Genomic DNA, 26197 nt, shown 5'->3' on the forward strand with positions numbered 1-26197 from the left:
TTAAGCAATAAGCAAAGTGCGGTGAAAATTTTTAACTTTTTTACGTGGTTTTGTTGGTTTAATTAGCGAATAATGCCACGTTTTGAACGCTTGAAGAAATCAAGGAAAAAACTAATCGCACTTTCCGTTTGGGCATAATGCTCAATTTCTGGCATCACTTCTTCTAAGGTTTTTCCGCTACGATAAATTAATTTATACACGTTGCGAATGGCGTGCAATGTGGGTTTATCAAAACCGCGGCGTTTCAAGCCTTCAATGTTTACACCGAATGGTTGCGCGTGGTTGCCTTGTGCCATTACATAAGGGGGAACATCTTGGCTGACCATTGAGCCACCACCGAGCATAACGTGTGCGCCCACAATAACAAATTGGTGAATGGCCGACATTCCGCCCACAATCACGAAATCATCTAGCTCAACGTGCCCTGCAAGAGTAGCGTTATTAGCAAGAATACAGCGATTTTTGATTTTACAATCGTGTGCAATATGGGCATTGATCATAAATAAGTTATCATCGCCCACGCGCGTTACACCACCACCTTGCACCGTGCCTCGGTGAATAGTCACACTTTCACGAATACGGTTACGGTTGCCGATAATGGTTTTCGTTGGCTCATTTTGGTATTTCAGATCTTGGTTTTTCTCACCAATACTTGCGAATTGGAAAATTTCATTATCCTCGCCAATTTTAGTGATGCCGTTCACCACGATATGTGAGTGTAATACAGTCCCTTTGCCAATTTCTACATCAGCACCAATAATACAAAACGGGCCAATCACCACGTTTTCGCCAATTTTTGCGCCTTCTTCTACAATCGCTGTAGGATGAATTTTTGCACTTGGATGGATCATATTGACCTCTTATTTTTGTAATGGATATTTATCTACGGGCACACATTAATTTTGCTTCACAAACGACTTCACCATCAACGGTGGCAATGCCTGTGAACGCAGTAATACCACGGCGTTCTTTAATTACTTCAACATAAAGCTCCATTTGATCCCCTGGTAATACGGGGCGCTTGAAACGTGCATCATCAATACCAGCGAAATAAAATAGCTCTCCCCCTTGTAATTCATGGGTTTTAAATGCTAAAAGCCCCATAGATTGAGCCAAAGCTTCTAAAATTAGCACCCCTGGTAAAATAGGCTCACCCGGAAAATGTCCAGTAAAACAAGGCTCATTTACACTAATATTTTTGATTGCTTTTAGCCATTTACCTTCCTCAAAATCAGTTACACGATCCACCAATAAAAATGGATAGCGATGCGGAAGTAAGGTCATAATTTCTTTTGCTTCAATCACTTTTGCAGCTTTTTCTGTTGTCACAATAGTACCTTTGAATTAAAAAAATAATAGAAAATAAAATTGATGTAAATTATACGATATTTCATCACTTAATACAAAACGCACCACATAAAGTGGCACGCTTGAAAGATGAATTAGGTATTATTGAGCTTTTTTTCTACCGCTTTTAGACGCTTATTCATTTTGTCAATGTCTAACGTCAGAGCGGCAGTTTTTCGCCATTGCTTATTTGGTTGTAATGGAATACCTGATGAATACACCCCAGACTCAGTAATTGGCCGCATCACCATTCCCATTCCTGTAACAGTAACTTTGTCGGCAATTTCCATATGACCATTGATCACGCTTGCACCACCAATGAGGCAATAACGCCCTACTTTCAGGCTGCCTGCCATAATCACACCACCAGCTACCGCTGTACCGGTGCCGATATGCACGTTATGGGCAATTTGGCAAAGGTTGTCAATGATGACGTTATCTTCAATCACCGTTGCGTCTAACGCACCGCGGTCAATACAGGTGCAAGCCCCGATTTCAACGTGGTTACCGATAATCACGGTGCCTGTTTGTGGGATCTTGATCCAACGCCCTTTATCGTTTGCATAGCCAAATCCATCGCTACCGATCACTGCACCAGATTGGATTAAGCAATATTCGCCAATTTGTACTTGGTGATAAATATTTACATTTGCCCAAAGATGAGTATTTGCGCCAATTTTTGCATCTTTGCCGATGAAGCAGCCTGCGCCAATAATCACGTTATCACCAAGCTCAACGCCATCTTCAATCACTGCATTGGCCCCGATCGACACATTTTTACCTAACTTTACGGACGATGAAACCACCGCACTAGGCGCAATGCCTGTTGCTGCTTTTGGCGTGGAATCCATATATTGGGCTAACACCGCATAAGCCACATAAGGATCTTTTACAATCAGTAGATTACTTTCAGGCGAACAAAATTCCACATCATTTTCACTCACCACTAAAATCCCTGCTTGGGATTGTGCAAGTAAATCACGAAATTTAATGTTTGAAATAAAAGTGAGTTGGTTTGACTGTGCTTTGTCGAGAGGGGCAATACTATCAATAAGTACATTGGCGTTACCACGAATGGTAGCGCCAATCTGTTGTGCTAATTCTTTAAGAGAATAAGACTTTTGCATTATTTAGCCTGTGCTGGAGCTGGAATTGCTTTTAACACATCTTCAGTAATGTTCTTACCTTCTGCTGCATAAATTGCTGCTTTCTCATCAAGTACAGCCGTATATTTTTTAGCTTTAGCTACATCTGTTGTGGCTGTTTGGATTTCTGTAAGCAATTTGCGTTCAACTTCAGCTTGACGTTTTTGTGCATCTTGACGGAATTCAGCTACTTTTTGTTGATGTGCTTGTACTAATTTTTGAAATTCTTCATCACGTTTTTTAGCAAGTTTACTGATTTCATCTTGGCGTTTCTTGATATCAGCTTGACGTAATTTAGGTGCATCTTTTTCTAAAGCCTTCACTTTTCCATCAAGTTCTTTTTCAAAACTTTTTCTTTTATCCTGTAATGCTTTTTCTTCTGCTTGTAATTTTTCAGATGGTGCTTTTAAATCATCATCTAGTTTTTTAATCTCAGCTTGACGAGCTGGGTGGTTAGCAAAAAGATAATCGACATTCACAAACGCGATATTTTCTTCAGCCATTACAACTGAAGAACCTAATGCTAACGCTAAAGAAAGTGCGGTTAATTTTACTGCTTTTTTCATTTGTTTAATTTCCTTAAAAATAATTATTGATTCATTACTTAATCGAACAAGTGAATCGATAACCACTTGTCCATATATTCCAAGCCTTAACTTAGACTTAATAAAAATCTAGAAGTTCAATTAGAATGTACCACCAATACTAAATTGGAATTGTTCTATATCATCGCCTTCATATTTTTTGATTGGTTTTGCATAAGAAAAAATTAATGGTCCTACTGGCGAATTCCATTGAAAACCAATTCCTGCTGATGCACGAATACGGCTTGGATCGCCATAATCTGGCAAATTAGGATATTTTGCTTTACCATCAGATTTCCATTTTGTATTCCAAACACTAGCCGCATCAATAAATAAAGACGTTCTCACTGAACCTTGGTTTTTATCATCAATAAATGGCGTTGGTACAATTAATTCCATATTGGCTGTAACCATGGCATTCCCACCAACAATATCACCATTCACTCGACAATAATTGGAACAAGAATTATCCCAATAAATCGCTTGTGGTCCAACCGCACCACTCGCAAAACCTCTCAAGTTACCAATACCACCGGCACTATAGTTTTGGTAAAACGGTAAGCGTTTACCACCAAAACCATTCGCATAGGAAGCTGTTGTCTTAGCCGATAACACCCATGTATGTTCACGATTTAATGGATAAAAACCTTGTACATCACCATATAATTTATAGAATTTATTATCAGAGCCAGGAATCGTTACTTTTCCTCCTAACGATGCTCTTAGCCCTGAAGTTGGGAAATAACCACGGTTAAGACTGTTGTAATTCCAACCAAAAGAAAATTCAAAATCATGGGATCTGAATGTCCAATCTGGATAATTCATTGATTCACGATAGAAATTACGATTAAATTCTGGTGACACATTTTTCAGTGTATTATGTACATAGCCTAACCCTAAATAGTAAGAGTTATTTTCATTAACAGGGAAACCTAATGTGCCATTCACACCATAAGTTGTACGGCTGAATGAAGCTGAAGTATCATCTTTTGAGTTATCATATTTCTCATAAAATGCGTTACCACCTAGGCTTACGCCATCTTTGGTAAAGTACGGTTCGTTATATCCAAGGTTAATTGTCGTACCATAATCATTACGCGATCCCGCCAAACTAATCGACGATCCCATCCCTAAAAAGTTATCCTGTTTAACACTCGCTTGGTAGCTAAATCCACTTTCTGTGCCATAGCCAATACCAAAATTAATACTCCCTGTATTTCGCTCAACTACACGATAGATAACATCTAGCTGATCATCTGTATTTGGCACTGCTTCAGTGCGAGATTCTACTGTCTCAAAAAATCCCGTACGTTCTAATCGCACTTTGCCCAAATCCACTAAACGAGAAGACAGCCAAGTACCTTCTTGCTGACGCATTTCTTGGCGTAACGTACTATCCGCACTGACGTTATTACCTTCAAAACGAATTTGGCGTACAGAATAGCGACGTCCTGCATCTACAACATAGGTTAGTTCAACAGTATGCGCCTTATCATCAAATACTGGGTTAATATTAACCTGCGCACTACCATAACCTTGCTCTGCTAACGTCGTTTTAATTTGTTGTTCAATCTCTAAAACATCACTACGCCTAAATGTCTCATTCAAACGCATATTATTCAATAAAGGAGCAAGCTGCTCAGACATTCCAGCCACATTACCCACTATTCTCGTATCCTTAACGGTATAGACAGCGCCCTCATTCATTGAAATGGTAACATCTACAGCTGTTTTCTCTGCATTCAAATTAACATCTGTACCAGTAATCTGGAATTTCGCATAACCTCGATCTAAATAGAAAGTACGTAATGCCTCTAAATCTTTATCAAACTTAACTGAGTCATATTTGTTATTAAAGATTTTCCACCACGCATCAGGTTGTAATTCCATTTGCTCACGTAGTTTACTATCATCAAAAGATTTATTTCCTTTAAAAGCTAGAGATTTCAATAATGCGACATCATTCTCTTCAATTTGAATTCTCAATTCTGCACGATTACTCGGTAGAGGGTTGACTATTGTTTCAATTTTTGCGTTATAACGTCCCACGCTTTGATAATGCTGCAATAACTCTCGGCGGAATAACTCTAATTTTTCCGGATCTAACGTATCTCCAACAGCAAAACCATTTGCATTCAAATTATCCTTTAACGCTTCAGTTGGAATAGAATTATTACCTTTGATATTTACATCCGCAATAATTGGTCGTTCATACACTGAAATGACTAAAGTATTCCCTTCACGAGCAGCTCTAACTCCCTCATATCCTTGCAAAAATAGCCCTCTGACTACATTAGCAATATCATTATCTGTTGCACGTTGCCCTACCCTAACAGGTAAGCTGTCAAGGATTTTACTTTCTGTTGCTCCTTCAACGCCATCCACTCGAATGCTCTGAACAACAAAAGGTGCAGCCTCAATAAATGTCGCTGTACCAAACAGCAAACTTGCGATTAAAAGTTTTTTCATTGTTACTTTTATCCTCGTAAAGAAATAGTTATAAACGTAAAAAATCGTTAAACAAAGCAAATGCAGTTAAAGCCAGTAAGCATATTGCACCAATTTTATAAGCAATATTCTGCACTCGCTCTGAAAGCGGTTTTCCTTTTATTGCTTCTGCGGCAAGAAAAATCAAATGTCCACCGTCTAAAACAGGTAATGGAAATAAATTCATTATCCCTAAATTTACACTAATTAACGCCATAAAACTTAAATAATAAACAAAGCCAATCTCAGAAGATACACCTGCACCTTTTGCAATAGAAATGGGCCCACTGAGATTATTCAAAGAAAGGTCACCAGTAAACAACTTACCAATCACTTTCATCGTAAGTAGCATTAAATCATTGGTTTTTTCTACACCTTTTTGGAATGCCTCAAGCATACCATATTTTAATTCTGTACGATACTTATCCGCAAGCGGATACACTGTCGGTGACACACCGACAAACCAATGCCCTTTTTCGTTTAATATTGGGGTTAAGCTTTTATGTAATTTTTCGCCATTACGCTCAATGATAACACTAAAAGGTTGGCCTTTTTGCACATCTTGAACAAAATCTTGCCAAGCCATTAACTCGCCAGTATTGGTATAAAATTTATCACCCACAAGTAAACCTGCTTTCTGTGCTGGAGAATCGGCTACCACTTTAGACAAGGTCATTTCAACTTTAGTTCGCACTGGAATCATACCCAATGCACCAAAAGCACTTTCTTTTTCAGGATTAAATCGCCAATTGGCTAAATCTAAAGTGCGTTGCTGTTTTACATCTGAACCAAAAGGTGAAAGGGTGATTTCTACATTGGGATTGCCCATTTTGGTAGCAAGCACCATATTGATGGTTTCCCAATCTGGTGTTGCTGTGCCATCAATGGCGATAATTTGTGAATCGGCTTGAATTTGCGCTTGTGCCGCAATGGACGCAGGTCTAACCTCTGCAATCACAGGTTTCACACTGGGAATACCAATGGAATACACCAGCCAATAAGTCAATATGGCAAAAATAAAATTTGCCATCGGTCCGGCGGCAATCACAAAAGCACGCTGTACGACAGATTTATTATTAAATGCTTGAGATTTTAATGCTTCTGGTACGGCTTCGTTACGCTCATCAAGCATTTTCACATAGCCGCCTAACGGAATCAGTGAGATGGAAAACTCTGTGCCTTTTTTATCAAAGAAAGACCACAATACTTTACCAAAGCCAATAGAAAAACGTTCAACTTTTACACCGCACTTTCTTGCAGCCCAAAAGTGCCCGTATTCGTGTACAAAAACCAGCACACAAATGGCAATCAAAAATGAACCTAACGACCACAAAAAGGACATATCCGTTTTTTCCTATAACACATAAAAATAGAAATAAGCAAAGAATGGTACGGCGGCGGTCAAGCTATCGATGCGATCTAAAATTCCACCGTGTCCGGGGATCAAATTGCTACTGTCTTTAATACCACTTTCACGTTTAAACATACTTTCGGTTAAATCACCCAGTACAGAAATTGCCACCGTTGCAACAGATAAGGCGATAAAAGGTACGGTTGGCACATTGAATAAATCTTGCGGTGCAACTTGCATAAAAATCCCTGCTAGCACGCCAGCTGTAATCAACCCACCTAATACACCTTGCCACGTTTTCCCTGGGGAAACTTTTGGCGCAAGTTTGTGTTTTCCGAATTTGCGACCTGCAAAATAAGCACCTGAGTCCGCTGCCCATACTAAAATAAACACATAAAAGAGCAACATTAAGCCGTGATAAGGGTTAGTCACATAGCCATCTAAACGCAAGCGCAGCACGCCCACAATAAAAGGCACAAGGGTTACAATGGCAAAAACGCCCTGCAAAATCACTGATTTTGTCCATAACTTAGCAGAATTTGGATAGCTCAACACAAAACCAAGCGCCACGATCCACCAAACCACGGCACTTAATAAAATTGGCTCTGCATAATGTTCAAACACGCGCCCTGCATTGAGATAATTGGCTTCGCTTAAAATCCACAAAAAAAGCACCGCACCTGCTAAACCTGCCACAACAACACGCCAAAATTTATTTTTAACTTGAGCGAATTGCGTCCATTCCCAAATACCTAAGGTCATCACCGCACCTAACGCTAAGGCAAAATAAAAAGGAGAAAATAAAAATAACGCTGCACAGACAATGGCAATTAAAATAATCGCCGAAATGACACGTTGTTTAAGCACAGTTTAGTCCTCTTGTTCTGCTCCACCAAAACGGCGATTTCGTTGTTGATAAGCTAAAATAGCTTGATTGAATTCTTGTTCGTTAAAATCTGGCCATAATACATCAGAAAAATAAAATTCTGCATAGGCAATTTGCCACAGTAAAAAATTACTTACACGCTGTTCACCGCTAGTACGAATTAATAAATCCACCATTGGTTGATCTTGGGTAACCAAATGTTGTTGAAAGCGTTCAGCAGTGATTTCATCAAGTGTAAGCAGATCATTTTTCACTAAGGCAGCAAGCTGTTTTGTTGCCTGCACAATATCCCAATAACCACCATAATTCGCTGCAATATTTAAGATAAGAGCGGTGTTATTTTCAGTTAATTTTTCGGCTTTTTCGATTTTTTGCTGTAATTTTTCGCTAAAACGGGATTTATCCCCGATAATATTTAAGCGGATATTATTTTTATGCAATTTTTTCACTTCTAAATCCAGTGCTTGCATAAAAAGTGTCATTAATGCACTCACTTCACTTTCAGGGCGTGTCCAATTTTCACTACTGAACGCATAAAGGGTGAGAACATTAATGCCGATTTTTCGCGCATAGGAAACCGCTTGACGCACAGCCATCACGCCATTTTTATGCCCGAAAATACGCATTTTTCCTTGCTGTTTTGCCCAACGTCCATTGCCATCCATAATAATCGCAACGTGCTGGGGAATATTGTTTAAGTCAATCTCTGCCATTCATCAAGGATTTTCTAGTTACAAAATTAATGGCTGAATATATCATAATATGCTATTACTTACTATGAAAACGCACAGAATTATACATAAAAAATCAAGGCGAACTTTCGCTCGCCCTGATTTATTTGTAACGGAAATAAAATGTTATTTTGCCTGAATGAATTGCCACGCTAAAGTGCGTGCTTTTTTATCTACTTCTAACACATCATCAATAGATTGAATCTGTTGTGGGCTGATTTTTTCTACCACCTGCGTATTCACTTTAGCGATATCGGTAAATTTAATTTGACGATTTAAAAAAGCTTCTACGGAAATTTCGTTTGCCGCATTCATTGCCGTTGTGGCATATTGCCCTGCAGCAAAAGCATCAATAGCTAGTTTTAAGCAAGGGTAACGCTGATAATCTGGTGCTAAAAAGGTCAGTCCATTGAGTTGATAAAAATCCAATGGTGCAACGCCGGCAAAGGTACGCTGTGGATAAGCCATTGTTTCTGCAATTGGCGTGCGCATATCTGGATTGCCCATTTGCGCAATCACGGATCCATCAATATAACGCACCATAGAATGAATGATAGATTGCGGATGAATAATCACTTCCATTTCGTCTGCACTGGCATTGAATAACCAACGGGCTTCAATATATTCCAAGCCTTTATTCATCATTGTGGCAGAGTCCACTGAGATTTTTTTGCCCATTGACCAATTAGGGTGAGCAACCGCTTGCTCTGGTGTAATTTGATCAAATTCTGAAAGATCCGTATAACGGAAAGGCCCGCCCGATCCCGTGAGTACAATTTTGCTAATGCCTAACTCTTGTAACGGGCAAAAACCGATTTTTTCCTGCGCTTGCGGTGGTAAAGATTGGAAAATCGCATTGTGTTCACTATCCACAGGCAATAGCTGAGCGTGATTTTTCTTCACTTCATCAATAAAAAGCTGCCCGCAGGTGACTAAACTTTCTTTATTAGCTAACAGCACTCGCTTGCCTGCTTGTACCGCTGAAAGAGTGGGTAACAAGCCTGCCGCGCCAACAATGGCGGCCATCACTTGATCGGCTTCAGGGTGAGCCGCTAACTCGCAAATGGCTTTTTGTCCGCTTAATACTTGGGTTTTCACACCAAGTGCGGTCAATTGTTCTTTTAAATTTTTCGCCGCACTTTCGTCATCTAAGGCAGCAAAAGTCGGCTGAAATTTAACGCATTGCTCAACCATTAATTGCACATTACGCCCCCCAATCAAGGCAAACGCTTGATATTTCTCAGGGTTGTGCTCTATCACAGAAAGGGTACTCGTGCCGATTGATCCTGTCGACCCAAGAATGACGAGTTTTTGTTGTTTTTGCATAAATTTTGACCGCACTTTAAAATAGTTAAGGTTGCTAAAATTGTCGTGAATATACTCAAAAGCCTGCAATTCAGCAAGAAAAAATAGGGCGAACCCTTGGCTCGCCCTTTCTTTATTTGGTTGAGATGATTAGAAATCTAATAATTCTTTCTCTTTATCCGCTAACACTTCGTCCACTTTTTTCACATAAAGATCAGTGATTTTTTGGATTTCGTCTTGTGCTTTGCGTTCTTCATCTTCGCTGATTTCTTTTTCTTTCAACAAGGCTTTGATTTGATCGTTCGCATCACGGCGTACATTACGCACGGCAACTTTACCTTGTTCTGCTTCCGCTTTGACAATTTTGATTAAATCACGGCGGCGTTCTTCCGTTAATGGTGGAAGTGGAACGCGAATGGTTGTGCCTGCTGATGATGGGTTTAAACCTAAATCAGACGTTAAAATGGCTTTTTCCACTGCACCGATTAAGCTACGATCAAACACCGTTACAGCTAAGGTACGCGCATCTTCTGCTACCACATTGGCCAATTGACGTAATGGAGTTAATGCGCCATAGTATTCCACTTGAATACCATCAAGTAAGCTTGGCTGCGCACGTCCTGTTCTTACTTTCGCAATATGATGTTTGAATGTTTCAAGGCTTTTTTCCATACGCAACTGCGTATCTTGTTTAATTTCGTTAATCACAAATATTCCCTTTTATTTAAGTTTAATCAATTAGTTACAAATTAGCGTACCTTCACGCTTACCAAGAATCACATTACATAGTGCACCGGCTTTGCCCATATTAAAGACCCGAATTGGCATTCCATGGTCACGTGCTAAAGTAAAGGCAGCTAAATCCATTACTTGCAATTCTTTGTCAATCACATCGGCATAAGTGAGTTTTTCATACAATACCGCATCTGGATTTTTAGCAGGATCGCAATCATACACCCCATCTACTTTTGTGGCTTTTAGTACAACGTCTGCCTCAATTTCGATACCTCGCAAGCAAGCTGCAGAATCGGTGGTAAAGAATGGACTACCTGTTCCTGCTGAGAAAATCACCACGCGCCCTTCACGCAACATTTTGATTGCTTCAGACCAGTTATAAGTATCACAAATACCATTCAACTGGAAAGCAGACATTAATTTTGCATTCACATCTGCGCGGTGTAAGGCATCACGCATTGCTAAGCCATTCATCACGGTGGCAAGCATTCCCATATGATCGCCCACTACGCGGTTCATTCCTGCTTTAGCCAGTTTTGCACCACGGAATAAATTGCCCCCTCCTAGTACAACTCCCACTTCAACACCCATTTCTACTAATTCTTTAATTTCGAGCGCCATTCTGTCTAAAATTGAAGGATCAATTCCAAAACCTTCATCACCTTGTAAAGCTTCACCGCTTAATTTAAGCAGGATTCTTTTATATACGGGTTTGCTCATGTTTTCCTCACAAAAGTCGGGTATAAAATTCTACCTATTATAGAGCAACATCTCTGTAGTGAAAATAGCTCAAGACAAAAATCACATAGAACCCACGAAAAAAATTCAGTAAAATGAGATAAAATAAAAAACAAGGAATAATGTCGTGACAGAAAAGAACAAAAAAGGAACATTTCATCTTTCATCATTACTAGCAAGTGCGGTATGTTTTGTACTACTTTATGTTACCAGCCTGTTGGCATTACAAGGTTCGGGATATTTTCCACAACCAAGCTGGCAACAAATTGCCCTGTTTATGTCTTTCATTATTATTTTTTCTAGCTCGAAAAAACTCTTTTATTTCATTGCATTCCCTATTTTATTCATCTATGCGTGCTATGCACCCATTGGGGTGAATTTCGGTGCACCATCTTATCAGTATATCGCCTCTGTCTTTGCCACCGATTTAAAAGAAGGCAAAGAGTTTTTCGCTCAAATCCCACTACTTCATTATGGCTACCCCGTTGTAATTCTTGGAGGAACGCTGCTTTATCGCTGGTTAAGTCAAAAATTCCACTTAGCTTTTTATAAAAATAAGGGACTACTGGCACTCATTTTTGTCAATGCACTTTGGGGCAATATTCCCTTTAAGCTACTGCAAGAAAGCTATTTAGAAGGAGAAAAAGTGGTCGAAGAGTTACGCTTACTAAACCGTTTTGATGTGCCAAGTGAATGGGGAGAAAGCCAGCTAGATAGCCGTTCATATTATGATGATTACATTTTAGTTATCGGTGAAAGTGCAAGAAAAGATTATCACCACGCTTACGGTTACCCTATTGCCAACACGCCTTTTCTTTCCACTGCTAAAGGAACGTTAATTGATGGCTTAACTGCAGGCGGAACAAATACCATCGCCTCTCTGAAATTAATGTTCACTAAGCCAAACAAGCAAATGTGGGAAGCCAATTATCGCTTAAATTTCATTGATTTAATTAAATCGGCAGGCATCAAAACCTATTGGCTTTCCAATCAAGGTTATTTAGGGCAATACGACACCCCAATTTCCGCCATCGCCAATAAAAGCGATGAAAAAATCTTTTTGCGCGCAGGAGACTCTATTAACAATGATATAAGTGATTTCAAGTTATTAAACAAGTTTGACCAACTGATTCAAGCCTCAGTCACGGGCAAGCGTTTTATTGCGGTGCATTTATATGGTTCACACCCATTGGCTTGCGAACGCGTCACCGATTACGAGAAAATTTTCGATGAAAATCAACTTGCTAAAAAATATCAGGACGTGAATTGCTACATCAGTTCAATCAAAAAAACCGATGAATTGCTGAGTAAAATTTATCAGATTCTGGTCAAAAATCAGCAAAAAAATCACCGCACTTTTTCGATGATTTATTTTTCTGATCACGGCTTAGCTCATCAAATCAGTAATGACTATATCGCTATTCACAATAGCAGTGGCAAAAGTAAACGCCATTATGATATTCCATTATTTAAAATTTCCAGTGATGATCAGCAACGTAGGGAGAAAAAAGTGGCAAAATCAGGCTTGAATTTCACCGAAGGGTTAGCTAATTGGATAGGTATTCGCAATGCTCAAATTGACCCAAATGCCGATCTTTTTGATGATACGCCACAAGCAGATTATGGTTTGAAAGAAAAAATTGAAAAAATGACTGTACCTGATGATCCTGCGATAATAATTCCACAAAAATAAGGCATAAAAAAGCAGATCCGAGAATCTGCTTTTTTTTAATGTTACAATGATTATTTAGCCATCGCCGCAACTTCTGCCGCAAAGTCAGTTTCTACTTTTTCGATACCTTCACCGACTTCAAAGCGTAAGAATGAAAGCACTTCTGCGCCCTTCTCTTTTAATAAGTCACCCACTGATTTAGAAGGATCCATTACGAAAGGTTGTCCAGTTAAAGAAACTTCACCCGTGAATTTCTTCATACGACCTTCAACCATTTTCTCAGCGATTTCACGTGGTTTACCAGATTGCATTGCAATATCCACTTGGATTTGACGTTCGTGTTCTACTACATCTGCAGGTACATCACTTGGATTTACATATTCTGGACGGCTTGCTGCAACGTGCATTGCAACGTGTTTCACTAATTCTTCATCCGCACTTTGTGCACCAACTAACACACCAATTTTCGCACCGTGTAAGTAGGAACCTACTACTGGCGCTTGTACTGAACCAACACGGCGAATTGTCATATTCTCACCGATTTTAGCTACTAATGCTGCACGTTTTTCTTCGAATTCAGCTTGTAATGCTTCAATTGTTACGCCTTTGTTGTTTAATGCATAATCTGCCACTTCATTCGCTAAACCTAAGAAACCAGCATCTTTTGCTACGAAGTCAGTTTCACAGTTCATTTCAATCATTACACCGTAGTCGCCAGCAACACGTGCGATGATTACACCCTCAGCTGCAACACGGCCTGCTTTTTTCGCCGCTTTTGCTTGACCTGATTTACGCATATTATCAATCGCTAATTCGATATCACCGTTTGCTTCTACTAATGCTTTTTTACATTCCATCATACCTGCACCGGTACGATCACGAAGTTCTTTTACTAAAGATGCTGTAATTTCAGCCATTTTAAAATCCTCTGTCCACAAAATTTGATGCGGTTTTCAACCGCACTTACGTAAAAAAGCAGGGAACATAAGCCCCCTGCTAACCAATTAATCGTTGTGATTAATAAGGGCTTTCGCCGCATTCACCTGAATTATTCAGCTGCTTCTGCTTCAGCAAATTTTTCTTCGGCTACCACTTCTTGTTGGCGCCCTTCTTTTACTGCTGACGCGGCTGCTGCAAGATATAATTGGATTGCACGCGCGGCATCATCGTTACCAGGTATAACAAAATCAACACCGTCAGGAGTAGAATTTGTATCAACCACTGCAAACACTGGAATACCAAGGTTATTCGCTTCTTTGATTGCAATATGCTCGTGATCTGCACCGATAACAAATAACGCATCAGGAAGACCCGCCATATCTTTGATACCGCCAAGACTTAATTCAAGTTTTTCCATCTCACGGCTACGCATTAATGCTTCTTTCTTAGTTAATTTATCGAAAGTACCATCTTGAGATTGAGTTTCTAAATCTTTTAAGCGTTTGATTGATTGACGTACTGTTTTCCAGTTAGTCAACATACCACCTAACCAACGGTGATTTACATAATATTGCTGACAGTCTAATGCTGCTGCTTTCACTGCTTCACTTGCTGCACGTTTTGTACCAACAAACAAGATTTTACCATTGTTACCCGCAATGCGAGTTAATTCTGCTAATGCAGCATTGAACATTGGAACGGTTTTTTCAAGGTTAATGATATGAACGCCGTTGCGTGGTCCGAAAATGAATGGTTTCATTTTTGGATTCCAGTAACGAGTTTGGTGACCGAAGTGAACGCCAGCTTGTAGCATTTCGCGCATTGAAACTTGTGCCATAATACTTTTCCTTTTGTTTGGGGTTTAGCCTCCACATACCAAATAAATCGACCGTTTGGCACCCCGATTTATCCCTGCGATATGTGTGTGATTTATAGTTAAAAATTAAGTTTGAGATTATTTCGTCTAAAATAAAAATAACTTTCTAATTCTAGCCAAAATAACGTCGCACTTTATACCACAAAGTGCGGTGAAAAACTAGCGAATTTTTTAATTTTAAATCTCAATAAAAAACGGCATTTGTCATCACAATTGCCGTTTTAATTTTTCGATCAAAAATTATTGATCTTGCTGAGCTAAAAAGTCTTGATTAATTTCAATTTTCGCTTTAGCGCGTAAAGCTTGCAATAATGCTTGTTGTAACCCTACTTGTTGGGCTTGAGTAAGCTGGGAATTAAATCCTTTAAGCTGTTCTGCATCTAGTGCACCATCTTTAATATTACTTAATTCGATCACAACAACGCTGTTATCACCATTTTTCGCTGCCATATAAGTTGGCTTATCACTGTTTTTTTGCATTGAGAAAATAACATCACGCAATTGTGGATTTTTATTTTCAGCATAAACCCATTGCTGTTTTTCACCAAACTTGATTCCATTTGGCAGGGCAGCATTACTATTTTCATTTAGCGCCTGCGCCACTTTGTCAGCTTGAGCTAGCACAATTTTTTCTGCTTTTTGCTGTTTTAAATATTGTGTGATTTCATTTTTTGCTTCATCGAGCGTTTTTACACCTTCTGGCTTATGCTCCACCACACGAACAATCAAAGAATGTTGATCCCCCACATTAATCGCTTCTGAGTTTGTGCCGCCTTGAGTTAATTCAGAATCAAATAATGCAGAAACCACATTGCCATAATTAAGTGCAGTTGGAATATCATTGCGTGAGAAATAACCGGTTTCTTGCACACTCACACCCGCCGCTTGCGCCGCTGCTTGTAAAGAATCTGGTTGCTCAAAGGCCTTTTCATTTGCTTGTTTTTCCATTGCGTAGAATTCTTTCGCACTTAATTCACTACGAAGTTTGGCAGCAATATCGTTTTTCACTTGCTCTAACGGTAGGAATTTTTCCTCTTCCACTTTGATAATATGGTAAGCATTATCCACTTTAACTGGTTGACTATATTCGCCAGCCTTTAATTCACGCGCTGCGGCTTCAAATTGTGGGGGCATCATTCCTGCCACAACCCAATCTAAATCACCGCCATTTGCGCCAGAAATTTTATCGCTAGAATAAAGTTTCGCTAAGGCTGCAAAGCTTTCCCCTTTTTGTAAATCAGCATAAACTGCTTGTGCTTCTTGTTCCGTTGGAAGTTGGATATGGGCCAAATGCTGAGTCATATATTGTGCTTTATTATCTTGATAATATTGCGCAATTTCTACATCGGTAACTTTCACATTTTTTTCCGCAGCTTGTTGCGTTAAATCGAGATATTGCACCTTCACTAACTCTGGTACGGCAAATGCCGCTTTATTCGCGTTATAGTAAGCGCTAATTTCTTCTTCATTCACCTGCTGCTGTGCAACGGTGGTCGCTAAAGGAAACTCAGCCAAACGCCCTTCACGCTGTTGAAAAAACAATTGGGCTGCACGTGCATTTTGGTTAGGCACAGTAAAGGCTGAACGGGCAATACCGTCATTAAGTTGTTGCAGTGTTAACCCTTGGCGCAAGTATTGTGCGTAACGCTCACCACTTAATCCATTTGTTGATAACATTTGTTGATAAAGTGCATTATCAAATTTACCGTCTTTTTGGAAAATTGGGCTAGTAACGATAGCTTGTTGAATTTGGCTATCGCTTACATCCAACTGTAATTCCGCTGCGTATTGACGCAATAATTCTTGGTCAATTAAACGATCTAAAACTGAACTACGTAAACCATTAACAAATTCAGGAGAATCCGCCACTGCGGCAAATTGCGCCCCGAGCTGTTCACTAATACGTTGATATTCTTGATTGTATTGCTCTAAGAAAGCTTGCTGGGAAATTTCTTCACCATTTACTTTAGCTGCAGAAGTATCCACGTTTGCAAACATATAACCCGCAACACCGCTCGCTACAAAAGAAAGCACGACAACAGCAAACAGTATTTTCCACCAAATGCTGTTGGTTGCGTCATGAAGTTTTTCCATTAACATTGACGTTATCCTATGAAGATTAAAACAAAATTTTGCCGATTATAATCGAAAGTTAAGAGATTTTCAGCAGAAAATAAATAGGTCGGTAAAGATTTCTCTCTACCGACCTAGAAATAAAAATGTGAAATTAATTCACCGCACTTTCCGAACGTTTACTTTTACGGCGTGGCGTCGCTTTTTCCTCTTTTGCAATCAAGTGAGAAAAATCAACTCCTTCAGGCGGATTTTCTAAGGCAATACTTAACACTTCATCAATGGTTTCCACTGGGCGAATATCTAAGCTGTTTTTCGCATTATCAGGGATTTCTTCCAAATCTTTTACATTATCTTTTGGAATGATCACAGTTTTAATGCCACCACGGTGTGCCGCGAGTAATTTTTCTTTTAAGCCCCCAATAGGTAGCACTTTACCACGCAAACTGATTTCCCCTGTCATCGCCACTTCAGACTTCACTGGATTACCCGTTAAGCAAGAAACCAATACGGTGCACATTGCGATCCCAGCACTTGGGCCATCTTTTGGTGTTGCGCCGTCTGGAACGTGAATATGAATATCACGTTTTTCGTGGAAATCAGCCGCAATGCCTAATTTTTCTGCACGAGAACGCACCACAGTCATCGCAGCTTGAATAGATTCTTTCATCACATCGCCCAGCGATCCTGTATAGGTTAATTTGCCTTTTCCGATAACAGAAGTAGCCTCAATGGTGAGCAGATCACCGCCTACTTGTGTCCACGCCAAACCCGTTACTTCACCCACGCGGTTTTGCGTATCCGCACGACCAAACTCAAAGCGTTTTACGCCTAAATATTCGTTCAGGTTATCGCTGTTTACGGTGATCGATTTTAATTTCGGGTTCAACAATAAATTTTTCACCGCTTTACGGCAGATTTTAGAAATCTCACGTTCAAGACCACGCACACCTGCTTCACGGGTGTAATAACGGATAATATCTAAAATCGCACCGTCTTCGATTTTCAACTCACCTTTTTTCAAGCCGTTACGCTCAATTTGTTTGTTAAGCAAATGGCGTGTGGCGATATTGAGTTTTTCATCTTCCGTATAGCCCGATAAACGGATCACTTCCATACGATCAAGCAACGGCCCTGGGATATTCATTGAATTTGAGGTTGCCACGAACATCACATCAGAAAGATCATAATCCACTTCTAAATAATGATCGTTGAAGTTGGCGTTCTGTTCTGGATCAAGCACTTCTAACAATGCCGAGGCAGGATCACCACGCATATCCGATGCCATTTTGTCGATCTCATCAAGTAAAAATAGCGGATTTTTCACCCCCACTTTTGCCATTTTTTGGATCAATTTACCCGGCAATGAGCCGATATAGGTTTTTCGATGCCCACGGATTTCCGCTTCATCACGCACGCCACCTAGCGCCATACGCACATATTTACGTCCTGTGGCATTGGCAATAGATTGCCCTAGGGAAGTTTTCCCCACCCCCGGTGGCCCAACTAAGCAAAGGATAGGTCCTTTAAGCTGATTCAAACGGCTTTGTACCGCTAAATATTCTAAAATGCGCTCTTTCACGCGCTCTAAGCCATAATGATCCGCATCAAGAATTTCCTGTGCTTTAACAATATCTTTTTTCACTTTGCTACGCTTATGCCAAGGCACTTGCAACATCCAATCAATGTAGCTGCGCACTACTGTCGCTTCTGCTGACATTGGCGACATCATTTTCAATTTCTGCAATTCTGCGTCTACTTTTTCTCTCGCCTCTTTCGGCATTTTGGCTTCTTCTACTTTTTGACGAAGTTGTTCTACTTCATCAACGGTACTTTCTGTTTCGCCTAGCTCTTTTTGGATAGCTTTGATTTGTTCGTTAAGATAATAATCGCGCTGGCTTTTTTCCATTTGTTTTTTCACGCGACCGCGAATACGTTTCTCCACTTCTAAAATGCCAGCTTCGTTAATCATTAAACCAAGCAAATATTCAAAACGTTCGGTTACATTTGCAATACCCAATACTTCTTGCTTACGCGCTACTGAAACCGGCATATGTGCTGCCATTGTATCGCTTAACCGTTCGCTATCTGAAATTCCTTTCAAGGCATTCACTACGTCAGGTTGTACTTTTTTATTTAATTCCACATATTTGGTAAACTCAGCCATTGCAGCATTTTTAGCCACTTCAAGTTCTTGTAAATCGCCAAATTCAGTTGGAATGTCTTTCACTTTCGCTACAAAAAATTGCCCATTATCTTCAATAGAAGAAATTTTAACCCGTTGCTGCCCCTCAACCAGTACTTTTACTGTACCATCTGGTAATTTTAACAATTGAATAATATTCGCAACGGTTCCAACTTGGTATAAGTCATCTGCCTGAGGTTCTTCTAAATCAGCTTCTTTCTGTGATACTAATAGTAGCTGTTTACCATTTTCCATTGCCTCATCTAGGGCTGCAATCGATTTTTCGCGCCCTACAAATAAAGGCATAACCATATAAGGAAAGACCACTACATCACGCAATGGTAATGCAGGAATTTCTCTTTGTTTTGTCCGTCTCGCATTCATATACTCTCTCTTAGTTCCTATAAACTACAAAATATCTTTTAATATAAGAACGAATTCGTAAACTTCAAGGCATAAATCAAAAGAAAAATAGTTACCTCGCTTCATTAGTAACTATTTGACTTATTTTTCTTATTAATTACGCAATACCTTTGTGTCTTAATAAGGCATCTAATTGAGGTTCTCTACCACGGAAGCGTTTGAATAACGCCATTGGCTCTTCTGAACCGCCACGGGTGAGAATTTCATCAAGGAAAGATTGCCCTGTTACTGGATTGAAAATACCTTCTTCTTCAAAACGCGAGAACGCATCTGCCGATAGCACTTCTGCCCATAAATAACTGTAATAGCCCGCAGCATAACCACCTGCAAAAATATGGCTAAAGCTGTGCGGATTTCTTGCCCAATCCACACCTTTAATTACCGCTACCTCTTCTTTTACTTGTTTTAAGGTCTCTAAAATTTGATTTGGCTGGTTGGCATCAAAATAATGGTGCAAACGGAAATCAAATAACCCAAATTCAAGCTGACGCAATACGAACATTGCCGCTTGGAAGTTTTTCGCTTTAAGCAACTGTTGCAATTTGTCTTTTGGTAGCGGTTCGCCAGTTTCATAATGCCCTGAAATAAAGGCAAGGGCATCTTCTTCCCAACACCAATTTTCTAAGAATTGACTTGGTAATTCTACCGCGTCCCAAGGCACGCCATTAATGCCTGCCACATCTGCGACATCAATTTGCGTGAGCATATGATGAATGCCGTGTCCAAATTCGTGGAATAAGGTGGTCACTTCATCGTGAGTGAAGAGCGCAGGTTTATCACCCACTGGCGCATTAAAGTTACAAGTGAGATAAGCCACTGGCTGTTGAATTGTGCCATCGGCTTTACGGCGACGGCCAACACAATCGTCCATCCACGCACCGCCACGTTTATTTTCACGGGCGTATAAGTCTAAATAAAAACTACCGCGCACTTGATCTTGGCTATCAATCAAATCAAAGAAACGTACATCTTTATGCCAAGTATCCACATCAAAACGTTCCACAGCGCGAATATTAAATAGGCGCTTAATTAGCTCAAATAAGCCTGAAAGTACGCGATCTTCGGGGAAATAAGGGCGAAGTTCTTCATCATTAATGGCGTATAAATGTTGTTTTTGTTTTTCGCTGTAAAACGTAATATCCCAAGGCTCAAGTGCGGTAATATTAAAGTGCGTTTTACAAAACGCTTCTAATTCCGCTAATTCTTGCTGCCCTTGTGTTTTAGAACGGCTTGCCAAATTATCGAGAAAATCCAACACCTGTTGCGGATTTTCAGCCATTTTAGTGGCGAGGGAAAGCTCGGTGTAATGCTCAAAATCAAACAATTTCGCCAATTCAACACGCAAGGTTAAGATCTCTTGCATAATCGCAGAATTATCCCATTTCCCTGCATTCGGACCTTGTTCTGAAGCACGAGTCACAAAAGCGCGGTACATTTCTTCACGCAATTGACGGTTTTCACAATACGTCATCACAGGCAAATAGCTTGGAAACTCAAGGGTGAAACGATACCCCTCTAGTCCTTTGCTTTCTGCAGATTGTTTTGCTGCTTGCAAGGCACTTTCTGGCAAGCCTGCCAATTCATTTTTATCTACGATCACCTTATCCCAGCCCATTGTGGCATCTAGCACATTATTGCTAAATTGTGAGCTTAATTCAGATAAACGCGCCACAATTTCGCCATAGCGTTTTTGTTTTTCGGCTGGCAAAGAAATGCCAGATAATTTGAAGTCACGCAACGCATTATCAATGGCTTTTTTCTGCGCCACGCTGTAAGTTTCATATTCTGGACTATTTTTAAGCTGTAAATAGGCTTGGTATAAGCCTTCGTGTTGCCCTAGCCAAGTGCTATATTCAGAAAGCAATGGCAAGCAAGCTTGATAGGCTTCACGCAATTCAGGGCTATTTTTCACCGCATTTAGGTGACCCACAGGTGACCACGCTTTGCTTAAGCGCTCGCCACTTTCGGTAAGTGGTTCAATAAAATTCTGCCAAGTTAAGTGCGGTTGTTTTAAAACCTGTTCTACGGTATCTCGATTTTCTTGAATTAATTGACTAATTGCAGGTTGAATATGTTCAGGCTTAATTTGCGAAAACTGCGGTAAAGTAGTTTCGCTTAATAATGGATTTGACATAAAAGCTCCTTGCTTTTAAAAAAGTATTACGCTAACAAATAAGGGAAGATTCTATAATATCAAGGTTGAGAAATCTAAAAAAATATGGATAATTGAGAATAATTTTTATTTGGAAAGAAAAATGAAAGCAATTTACATCATTTTAGGATTTATTTCACTGGCGCTTGGCATTATTGGCGTATTTTTGCCCCTGCTGCCGACCACGCCTTTTTTGTTACTCACCGTGTTTTGCTTTGCGCAAGGTTCTGAACGTTTGCATAATTGGATCATTCAAACAGCGCTGTACAAAAAACATCTGCAATCTTTTAGCGAGCAACGGGCTTTAACCTTAAAAACCAAAATCCGTATCCTTATTTTATCCACCACAATGCTGGCGATCGGCTTTTATTTCACCCCGACTATGTTTGGCAAAGCGGCGATTTTGCTTGGCTTGCTGATTCATTATTGGGTGTTCTTCTTTTGGATTAAAACCCTGAAAGAATAATGCACGCGAACGGAAAGAATAATTGGTAATCAAGGGGCGTTTTTGTATAATGCCCCTATTTTTACATCAGCCTTTAAACCAATGTCATCATTTAAACGTCCTACTATTTTACCAAGCGCGGTGCTTTTTTGCGCAATTTTTTCCCTAACCAGTTGCGATCAGCCAAAACAGGTTACAATCAATAATTCCGCACCAACACAAACGCCTACCACTGAGCCTGAAGTGCGTATTCCCCACTTAGTGCGCGGTGTTTATGGTGATTTAGTGATTTCTCCAGAAAAATTGCAAAATGATGAACAAGCGAATTTTTTGCGTGATATTTTAGAAGGATTGGTGATTTACGATCCACAAGGCAATATTATTCCTGCTGTTGCTGAAAGTTGGCAAACGAAAGATAACAAGGTTTGGACATTCAACTTACGTGAATCAGCAAAATGGTCAAATGGCTTGCCTGTAACCGCTGATGATTTCGTGCAAAGCTGGCGAAAATTAGCCACCTCAAATAGTCCGCTAAAAGAATACTTAGCCTTTATTAATCTTCAGCACGCCACAGAAGTGTTGCAAGGTGAAGCAGATTTGGCACAATTAGGCGTGCAAGCCTTATCCCCACAGCAATTAGAAATCCGCTTAGAAAAAGCCACGCCCCATCTGCCTGCAATGTTGGCGCACCCTGCCTTATTACCGCAGTATTTTGGTGAACCACAAGGCTTTGTGAGCAATGGTGCGTATTATGTGAAAGATCAGCAAGGTGATGAGATTCATCTGGCACAAAATCCTTACTATTGGCAAGCAGAGAATATGGGATTTTCCTTGGTTGATTATAAAAAACTCACGCCAAATCAAGACTTAACGGGCATTGATATTGTTGCCAATCCCAAACAAAGCAATGTGCAAGTTACCTATTTGCCAAAACTTTGTACTTATTACTACGAATTTAATTTTAACGATCCAAGTCTAGCCAAAAGTGCGGTGCGAAAATCCTTAGTTTTTCTCGCTTCTGCACGAAATTTAGTGCGTGGCGAGCAGCAAGCACGCCTTGCTAGCAATCATTTTCTACCCCAATCAATGCAAGGCGAACCTGAAAATGCGTGGTCGCCGGTGTTAGTGGAACAGCTTTTACAGCAAAATGGTATCACTGAAAAATCTCCACTGGTGTTGCGTTTAACCTTTGATCAAGAAGGCTTTAATCACACCATTGGACAACGTTTAGTGCAAATGTGGTCGCAATCAGATCTTATTCATATTCAGGCTGATCCCGTGCCTTGGCAAACCTTATTGGAAAAACGTGCTAAAGGGGATTTCCAAATTATTCGCTCAGGTTGGTGCGCTGATTACAACGATCCATCTGCATTTTTGATGAATTTTTATTCCAAAAGCCCAGACAATAAATCCGCTTACCATAATGAGAAAGTGGACGCGCTGCTAGAGCAAAGTTTGCAACCAATTTCTACGCAAAAACGCACCGCACTTTATCAACAAGTTAGCCAATTATTGCAGCAAGATAATGTGGTTTTACCAGTTTTTCAGTACACCACCCCAGTTTATCTTAGCCCCAACTTACAAGGCATTGATAAACAAAATCCGACTAATGTGATTTACAGTAAAGATGTGAAACAGATAAATTAAAGTGTATAGAATATCAATGACACGAATGACAAAAACCGCTTTTCGGCGGTTTTTTATTATTCAACGAGCGCTTAATTTGCAGGTACAGCCTCTTCCACTGGAGCAGGCTGAGAGCCTAAGGTTGAGGGTTTCAACACGTCCCATAGGCTTTGTCGTTTCGGTTCTGGGGCGACTTCTCTTGGTGCGGAGCAGAAAGATTGGTTGTGCTCTGCCCACACTGGGATTTGCCGTCCGCTACTGCAATCCCAACCGCCATAGCTATTAATGCCGACCCATTTAATGCCTGCCGGGGTTGATGGGCGTAAGGTTTTCGCCTGCGTGCGTTGCAGATAGTTTTTATACACTTGTAATGCGCCTGTTGCGCCAGTTAATCGTGTTTCGCCATTATCATCACGGCCAAGCCACACAGTAGCAACATTTTCACCGTCAATACCCACAAACCAAGTATCGCGTGCAGAGTTTGTTGTCCCCGTTTTACCCGCTAGACGTAAATGAGCAAATTGATTTTGCAAACTTCGTGCCGTGCCGCGTTCCACCGTTTGCTGCATCGCAAAAAGGGTTTCATAAGCGGCTTGCGCTGGCACAACTTGTTCCGGTTGCATTGGGCGCTGATAAATAAGCTGCCCTTGCTGATTAGTAATGCTATCAATAGTAGCCAGCGGAATATTTGCCCCTTGATTCGCGATAGTTTGGAACAATTTCGTTACTTCATAGGGGGAGATCGAGTAAGAGCCTAGCAACATTGCAGGCACTTTTGGAATTTTCACTTTATCCCACCCCATCGCTTTCTGGGTTTCAATTACTTTGCTTAACCCCACTTTCATTCCAATATTAACAGTAGGAATATTTAACGAACGAGCAAGGGCATCCATTAACATCACAGAGCCACCATAACGGCGATCATAGTTACGCGGCTGCCAAGGTGGGCTGCCTTTGGTGCGAATAGTAATCGGCTGATTTTGAATTGGCGTATTTAAACGAAATTCGCTAGGTTCACTAAGTGCGGTCAAATAGATCGAAGGTTTTACCAGTGAACCAATTTGCCGTCTGGCATTTAACGCACGATTAAAGCCGGCATAGTTGGTTTGCAAGCCACCCACAATGGCTTTGATTTCCCCATTACGATAATCGGCGACGATCATTGCTGATTCTAAATAAGGATTTTTATATTTCAACTGCAACTCAGAAACTGCATTAATCACTGCTTGTTCCGCATAATGCTGTTGTTTAATATCCAAAGTAGAAAAAATGCGTGTGCCAGATAAACTACTCGCACGATTTTCACCTAATTGCTCACGAAGTTCTGTCTGCAAAGTTTGAAGAAACGCAGGATATTTGCGATTAATTTGCCCACGTTTTTGCACGCCGAGAGGACGTCTGCTCAACATATCATACAGTTCTTGTCCAATCACTTTATGTTCAAGCAATAGACGCAATACCACATTACGTCGTTCAAGGGCATTTTCAGGATTACGCCAAGGGTTATACAGCGAAGGCCCTTTCACCATTCCCACCAATAAAGCGATTTGATCCAAATTGATCTCACGAATTGAGCGACCAAAATAAAAATGGCTCGCTAACTCAAAACCGTGAATTTGCGTGTTGCCGTTTTGTCCCAGATAAATTTCGTTGAGATAGGTTTCTAAAATGCGGTTTTTATCATAACGCCAATCTAAAATCAGCGCCATTAAGGCTTCGTTGATTTTTCTTGTAAAGGTACGTTCGTTAGAAAGGAAAAGATTTTTAACCAACTGCTGAGTTAAGGTACTTCCGCCCTGCACACGATGCCCCGCCTGCAAGTTCGCCACCATTGCCCTTGCAATGCCTAAAGGGCTTATGCCTTCGTGTTCGTAAAAACGGCGATCTTCGGTCAAAAGTAAGGTATCAATCAATAATCTTGGGTAATTTTGCAAAGAAAGGGTTAAGCGCTCTTCTTTTTCTGATTGCAACATTGCAATCAATTTCGGCGCAAGTGGAAACTCATCAATGGCTTTCACATTCACCAAATCTTCGATCACCGCTAATTTATTGTCTTTGAAACGTAAGCGAAAAACACGCTGGGCTTCAGGTTGAACAGGAAATGGAAAAGCACCACGCAATAAAACAATGGTGTTGTCTTCAATTTTGAAATCCCCCGGTGCGGCCACCATTGTGGTTTGGCGATAATCATTTTCGAGCAGGCTTTGCTTCACTTGTTCAAGGCTAAGATCATCACTTAAACGAATGGATTCAATACGGCTATACACTTCCGCTGGCAGCTGCCAGATTTGCCCGTCCATTTTGGAGCGAATTTGCCCATCTAAATAAATACCGTAAAAAATGATATAACACACCACGACAAAGGTAACTTTTAGCAAAAAATTACGCAAACGCTTTTTGCGTGAGAGCTTGCCTGTTTTATTTGTTTGAGCCGTTGGTTGTGTTTCTGGCGTTGGGTTGCTTTCTGACATTGCTCTGTTATACCTAGTTATCTTG

General features: G+C 40.3%; 20 protein-coding genes. 3 read left to right on the forward strand and 17 right to left on the reverse strand.

What is annotated here, in order from left to right; all coding sequences use genetic code 11:
- Positions 1–62 precede the first annotated feature (62 nt).
- The 11 genes from lpxA to pyrH form a co-directional block, all read right to left on the reverse strand.
- Positions 63–851: an acyl-ACP--UDP-N-acetylglucosamine O-acyltransferase gene (lpxA, locus tag L5B71_RS04025; protein ID WP_265757102.1), complete on the reverse strand. Its 789-nt coding sequence runs from the start codon at positions 849–851 to the stop codon at positions 63–65.
- Between the two features lie 28 nt (positions 852–879).
- Positions 880–1329 (reverse strand): 3-hydroxyacyl-ACP dehydratase FabZ, encoded by a 450-nt coding sequence (fabZ, locus tag L5B71_RS04030; RefSeq protein WP_265757103.1) that lies wholly within the window; start codon positions 1327–1329, stop codon positions 880–882.
- 113 nt (positions 1330–1442) lie between these two features.
- Positions 1443–2474 carry a UDP-3-O-(3-hydroxymyristoyl)glucosamine N-acyltransferase gene (gene lpxD / locus L5B71_RS04035; RefSeq protein WP_265757104.1) on the reverse strand — a complete coding sequence of 344 codons (1032 nt, stop codon included), beginning with the start codon at positions 2472–2474 and terminating at the stop codon, positions 1443–1445.
- Positions 2474–3058, reverse strand: coding sequence for an OmpH family outer membrane protein (locus L5B71_RS04040; RefSeq protein WP_265757106.1), 585 nt, complete (start codon positions 3056–3058; stop codon positions 2474–2476). Before L5B71_RS04040 ends, lpxD begins: the two co-directional genes overlap by 1 nt.
- A gap of 120 nt (positions 3059–3178) precedes the next feature.
- On the reverse strand, positions 3179–5545 hold the full coding sequence (gene bamA, locus L5B71_RS04045) for an outer membrane protein assembly factor BamA (RefSeq protein WP_265757107.1): 2367 nt from the start codon (positions 5543–5545) through the stop codon (positions 3179–3181).
- Positions 5546–5573: 28 nt separating this feature from the next.
- Positions 5574–6905 carry a sigma E protease regulator RseP gene (gene rseP / locus L5B71_RS04050; protein ID WP_265757108.1) on the reverse strand — a complete coding sequence of 444 codons (1332 nt, stop codon included), beginning with the start codon at positions 6903–6905 and terminating at the stop codon, positions 5574–5576.
- Positions 6906–6917: 12 nt separating this feature from the next.
- Positions 6918–7781 (reverse strand): phosphatidate cytidylyltransferase, encoded by an 864-nt coding sequence (locus L5B71_RS04055; RefSeq protein WP_265757109.1) that lies wholly within the window; start codon positions 7779–7781, stop codon positions 6918–6920.
- A 3-nt stretch (positions 7782–7784) separates the two neighbouring features.
- The gene (gene uppS / locus L5B71_RS04060; protein ID WP_265757110.1) at positions 7785–8513 is read right to left on the reverse strand and encodes a polyprenyl diphosphate synthase; all 729 of its coding nucleotides are present in this window, start codon (positions 8511–8513) and stop codon (positions 7785–7787) included.
- Positions 8514–8657: 144 nt separating this feature from the next.
- Complete coding sequence (gene ispC, locus L5B71_RS04065; RefSeq protein ID WP_265757111.1) at positions 8658–9857, reverse strand: 1-deoxy-D-xylulose-5-phosphate reductoisomerase; 1200 nt, start codon at positions 9855–9857, stop codon at positions 8658–8660.
- Positions 9858–9986: 129 nt separating this feature from the next.
- Positions 9987–10544 carry a ribosome recycling factor gene (gene frr / locus L5B71_RS04070; protein WP_265757112.1) on the reverse strand — a complete coding sequence of 186 codons (558 nt, stop codon included), beginning with the start codon at positions 10542–10544 and terminating at the stop codon, positions 9987–9989.
- Between the two features lie 30 nt (positions 10545–10574).
- Positions 10575–11291 (reverse strand): UMP kinase, encoded by a 717-nt coding sequence (gene pyrH, locus L5B71_RS04075; RefSeq protein WP_265757113.1) that lies wholly within the window; start codon positions 11289–11291, stop codon positions 10575–10577.
- Positions 11292–11436: 145 nt separating this feature from the next.
- On the opposite strand from pyrH, the gene L5B71_RS04080 reads away from it, so the two are divergent.
- Positions 11437–13002, forward strand: coding sequence for a phosphoethanolamine transferase (locus L5B71_RS04080; RefSeq protein WP_265757114.1), 1566 nt, complete (start codon positions 11437–11439; stop codon positions 13000–13002).
- Positions 13003–13052: 50 nt separating this feature from the next.
- On the opposite strand, the gene tsf is transcribed toward L5B71_RS04080, so the two are convergent.
- The 5 genes from tsf to prlC all read right to left on the reverse strand — a co-directional run bounded on the left by tsf (position 13053) and on the right by prlC (position 21612).
- Positions 13053–13898, reverse strand: a complete 846-nt coding sequence (gene tsf / locus L5B71_RS04085) for a translation elongation factor Ts (RefSeq protein ID WP_265757115.1) — start codon at positions 13896–13898, stop codon at positions 13053–13055.
- A 131-nt stretch (positions 13899–14029) separates the two neighbouring features.
- Entirely contained in the window at positions 14030–14758 is a 729-nt protein-coding gene (gene rpsB / locus L5B71_RS04090) for a 30S ribosomal protein S2 (RefSeq protein WP_265757116.1), read from the reverse strand.
- Positions 14759–15037: 279 nt separating this feature from the next.
- A complete protein-coding gene (gene ppiD, locus L5B71_RS04095) occupies positions 15038–16897 on the reverse strand; it encodes a peptidylprolyl isomerase (protein WP_265757117.1) in 1860 nt (619 codons plus the stop codon).
- Positions 16898–17024: 127 nt separating this feature from the next.
- Positions 17025–19439 (reverse strand): endopeptidase La, encoded by a 2415-nt coding sequence (lon, locus tag L5B71_RS04100; RefSeq protein ID WP_265757118.1) that lies wholly within the window; start codon positions 19437–19439, stop codon positions 17025–17027.
- A 136-nt stretch (positions 19440–19575) separates the two neighbouring features.
- Positions 19576–21612 (reverse strand): oligopeptidase A, encoded by a 2037-nt coding sequence (gene prlC / locus L5B71_RS04105; RefSeq protein WP_265757119.1) that lies wholly within the window; start codon positions 21610–21612, stop codon positions 19576–19578.
- 121 nt (positions 21613–21733) lie between these two features.
- On the opposite strand from prlC, the gene L5B71_RS04110 reads away from it, so the two are divergent.
- The gene (locus L5B71_RS04110) at positions 21734–22096 is read left to right on the forward strand and encodes a YbaN family protein (RefSeq protein ID WP_265757120.1); all 363 of its coding nucleotides are present in this window, start codon (positions 21734–21736) and stop codon (positions 22094–22096) included.
- An 81-nt stretch (positions 22097–22177) separates the two neighbouring features.
- Positions 22178–23722, forward strand: coding sequence for a peptide ABC transporter substrate-binding protein (locus tag L5B71_RS04115; protein WP_265757121.1), 1545 nt, complete (start codon positions 22178–22180; stop codon positions 23720–23722).
- Between the two features lie 71 nt (positions 23723–23793).
- Here L5B71_RS04115 and mrcB read toward each other — a convergent pair whose 3' ends face one another.
- A complete protein-coding gene (gene mrcB / locus L5B71_RS04120) occupies positions 23794–26172 on the reverse strand; it encodes a penicillin-binding protein 1B (protein ID WP_265757122.1) in 2379 nt (792 codons plus the stop codon).
- Between the last annotated feature and the right edge of the window lie 25 nt (positions 26173–26197).

The sequence above is a fragment of the Avibacterium sp. 21-586 genome (genome assembly GCF_026226775.1).
Taxonomy (GTDB): Bacteria; Pseudomonadota; Gammaproteobacteria; order Enterobacterales; family Pasteurellaceae; genus Avibacterium.

Coding starts and splice junctions, on each gene's coding strand:
- pyrH (WP_265757113.1), bottom strand. CDS start 11,291: ATGAGCAAACCCGTATATAAAAGAATCCTGCTTAAATTAAGCGGTGAA.
- lpxD (WP_265757104.1), bottom strand. CDS start 2,474: ATGCAAAAGTCTTATTCTCTTAAAGAATTAGCACAACAGATTGGCGCT.
- lpxA (WP_265757102.1), bottom strand. CDS start 851: ATGATCCATCCAAGTGCAAAAATTCATCCTACAGCGATTGTAGAAGAA.
- mrcB (WP_265757122.1), bottom strand. CDS start 26,172: ATGTCAGAAAGCAACCCAACGCCAGAAACACAACCAACGGCTCAAACA.
- uppS (WP_265757110.1), bottom strand. CDS start 8,513: ATGGCAGAGATTGACTTAAACAATATTCCCCAGCACGTTGCGATTATT.
- L5B71_RS04110 (WP_265757120.1), top strand. CDS start 21,734: ATGAAAGCAATTTACATCATTTTAGGATTTATTTCACTGGCGCTTGGC.
- L5B71_RS04040 (WP_265757106.1), bottom strand. CDS start 3,058: ATGAAAAAAGCAGTAAAATTAACCGCACTTTCTTTAGCGTTAGCATTA.
- L5B71_RS04115 (WP_265757121.1), top strand. CDS start 22,178: ATGTCATCATTTAAACGTCCTACTATTTTACCAAGCGCGGTGCTTTTT.
- prlC (WP_265757119.1), bottom strand. CDS start 21,612: ATGTCAAATCCATTATTAAGCGAAACTACTTTACCGCAGTTTTCGCAA.
- tsf (WP_265757115.1), bottom strand. CDS start 13,898: ATGGCTGAAATTACAGCATCTTTAGTAAAAGAACTTCGTGATCGTACC.
- lon (WP_265757118.1), bottom strand. CDS start 19,439: ATGAATGCGAGACGGACAAAACAAAGAGAAATTCCTGCATTACCATTG.
- ppiD (WP_265757117.1), bottom strand. CDS start 16,897: ATGTTAATGGAAAAACTTCATGACGCAACCAACAGCATTTGGTGGAAA.
- rseP (WP_265757108.1), bottom strand. CDS start 6,905: ATGTCCTTTTTGTGGTCGTTAGGTTCATTTTTGATTGCCATTTGTGTG.
- ispC (WP_265757111.1), bottom strand. CDS start 9,857: ATGCAAAAACAACAAAAACTCGTCATTCTTGGGTCGACAGGATCAATC.
- bamA (WP_265757107.1), bottom strand. CDS start 5,545: ATGAAAAAACTTTTAATCGCAAGTTTGCTGTTTGGTACAGCGACATTT.
- rpsB (WP_265757116.1), bottom strand. CDS start 14,758: ATGGCACAAGTTTCAATGCGCGAAATGCTACAAGCTGGCGTTCACTTC.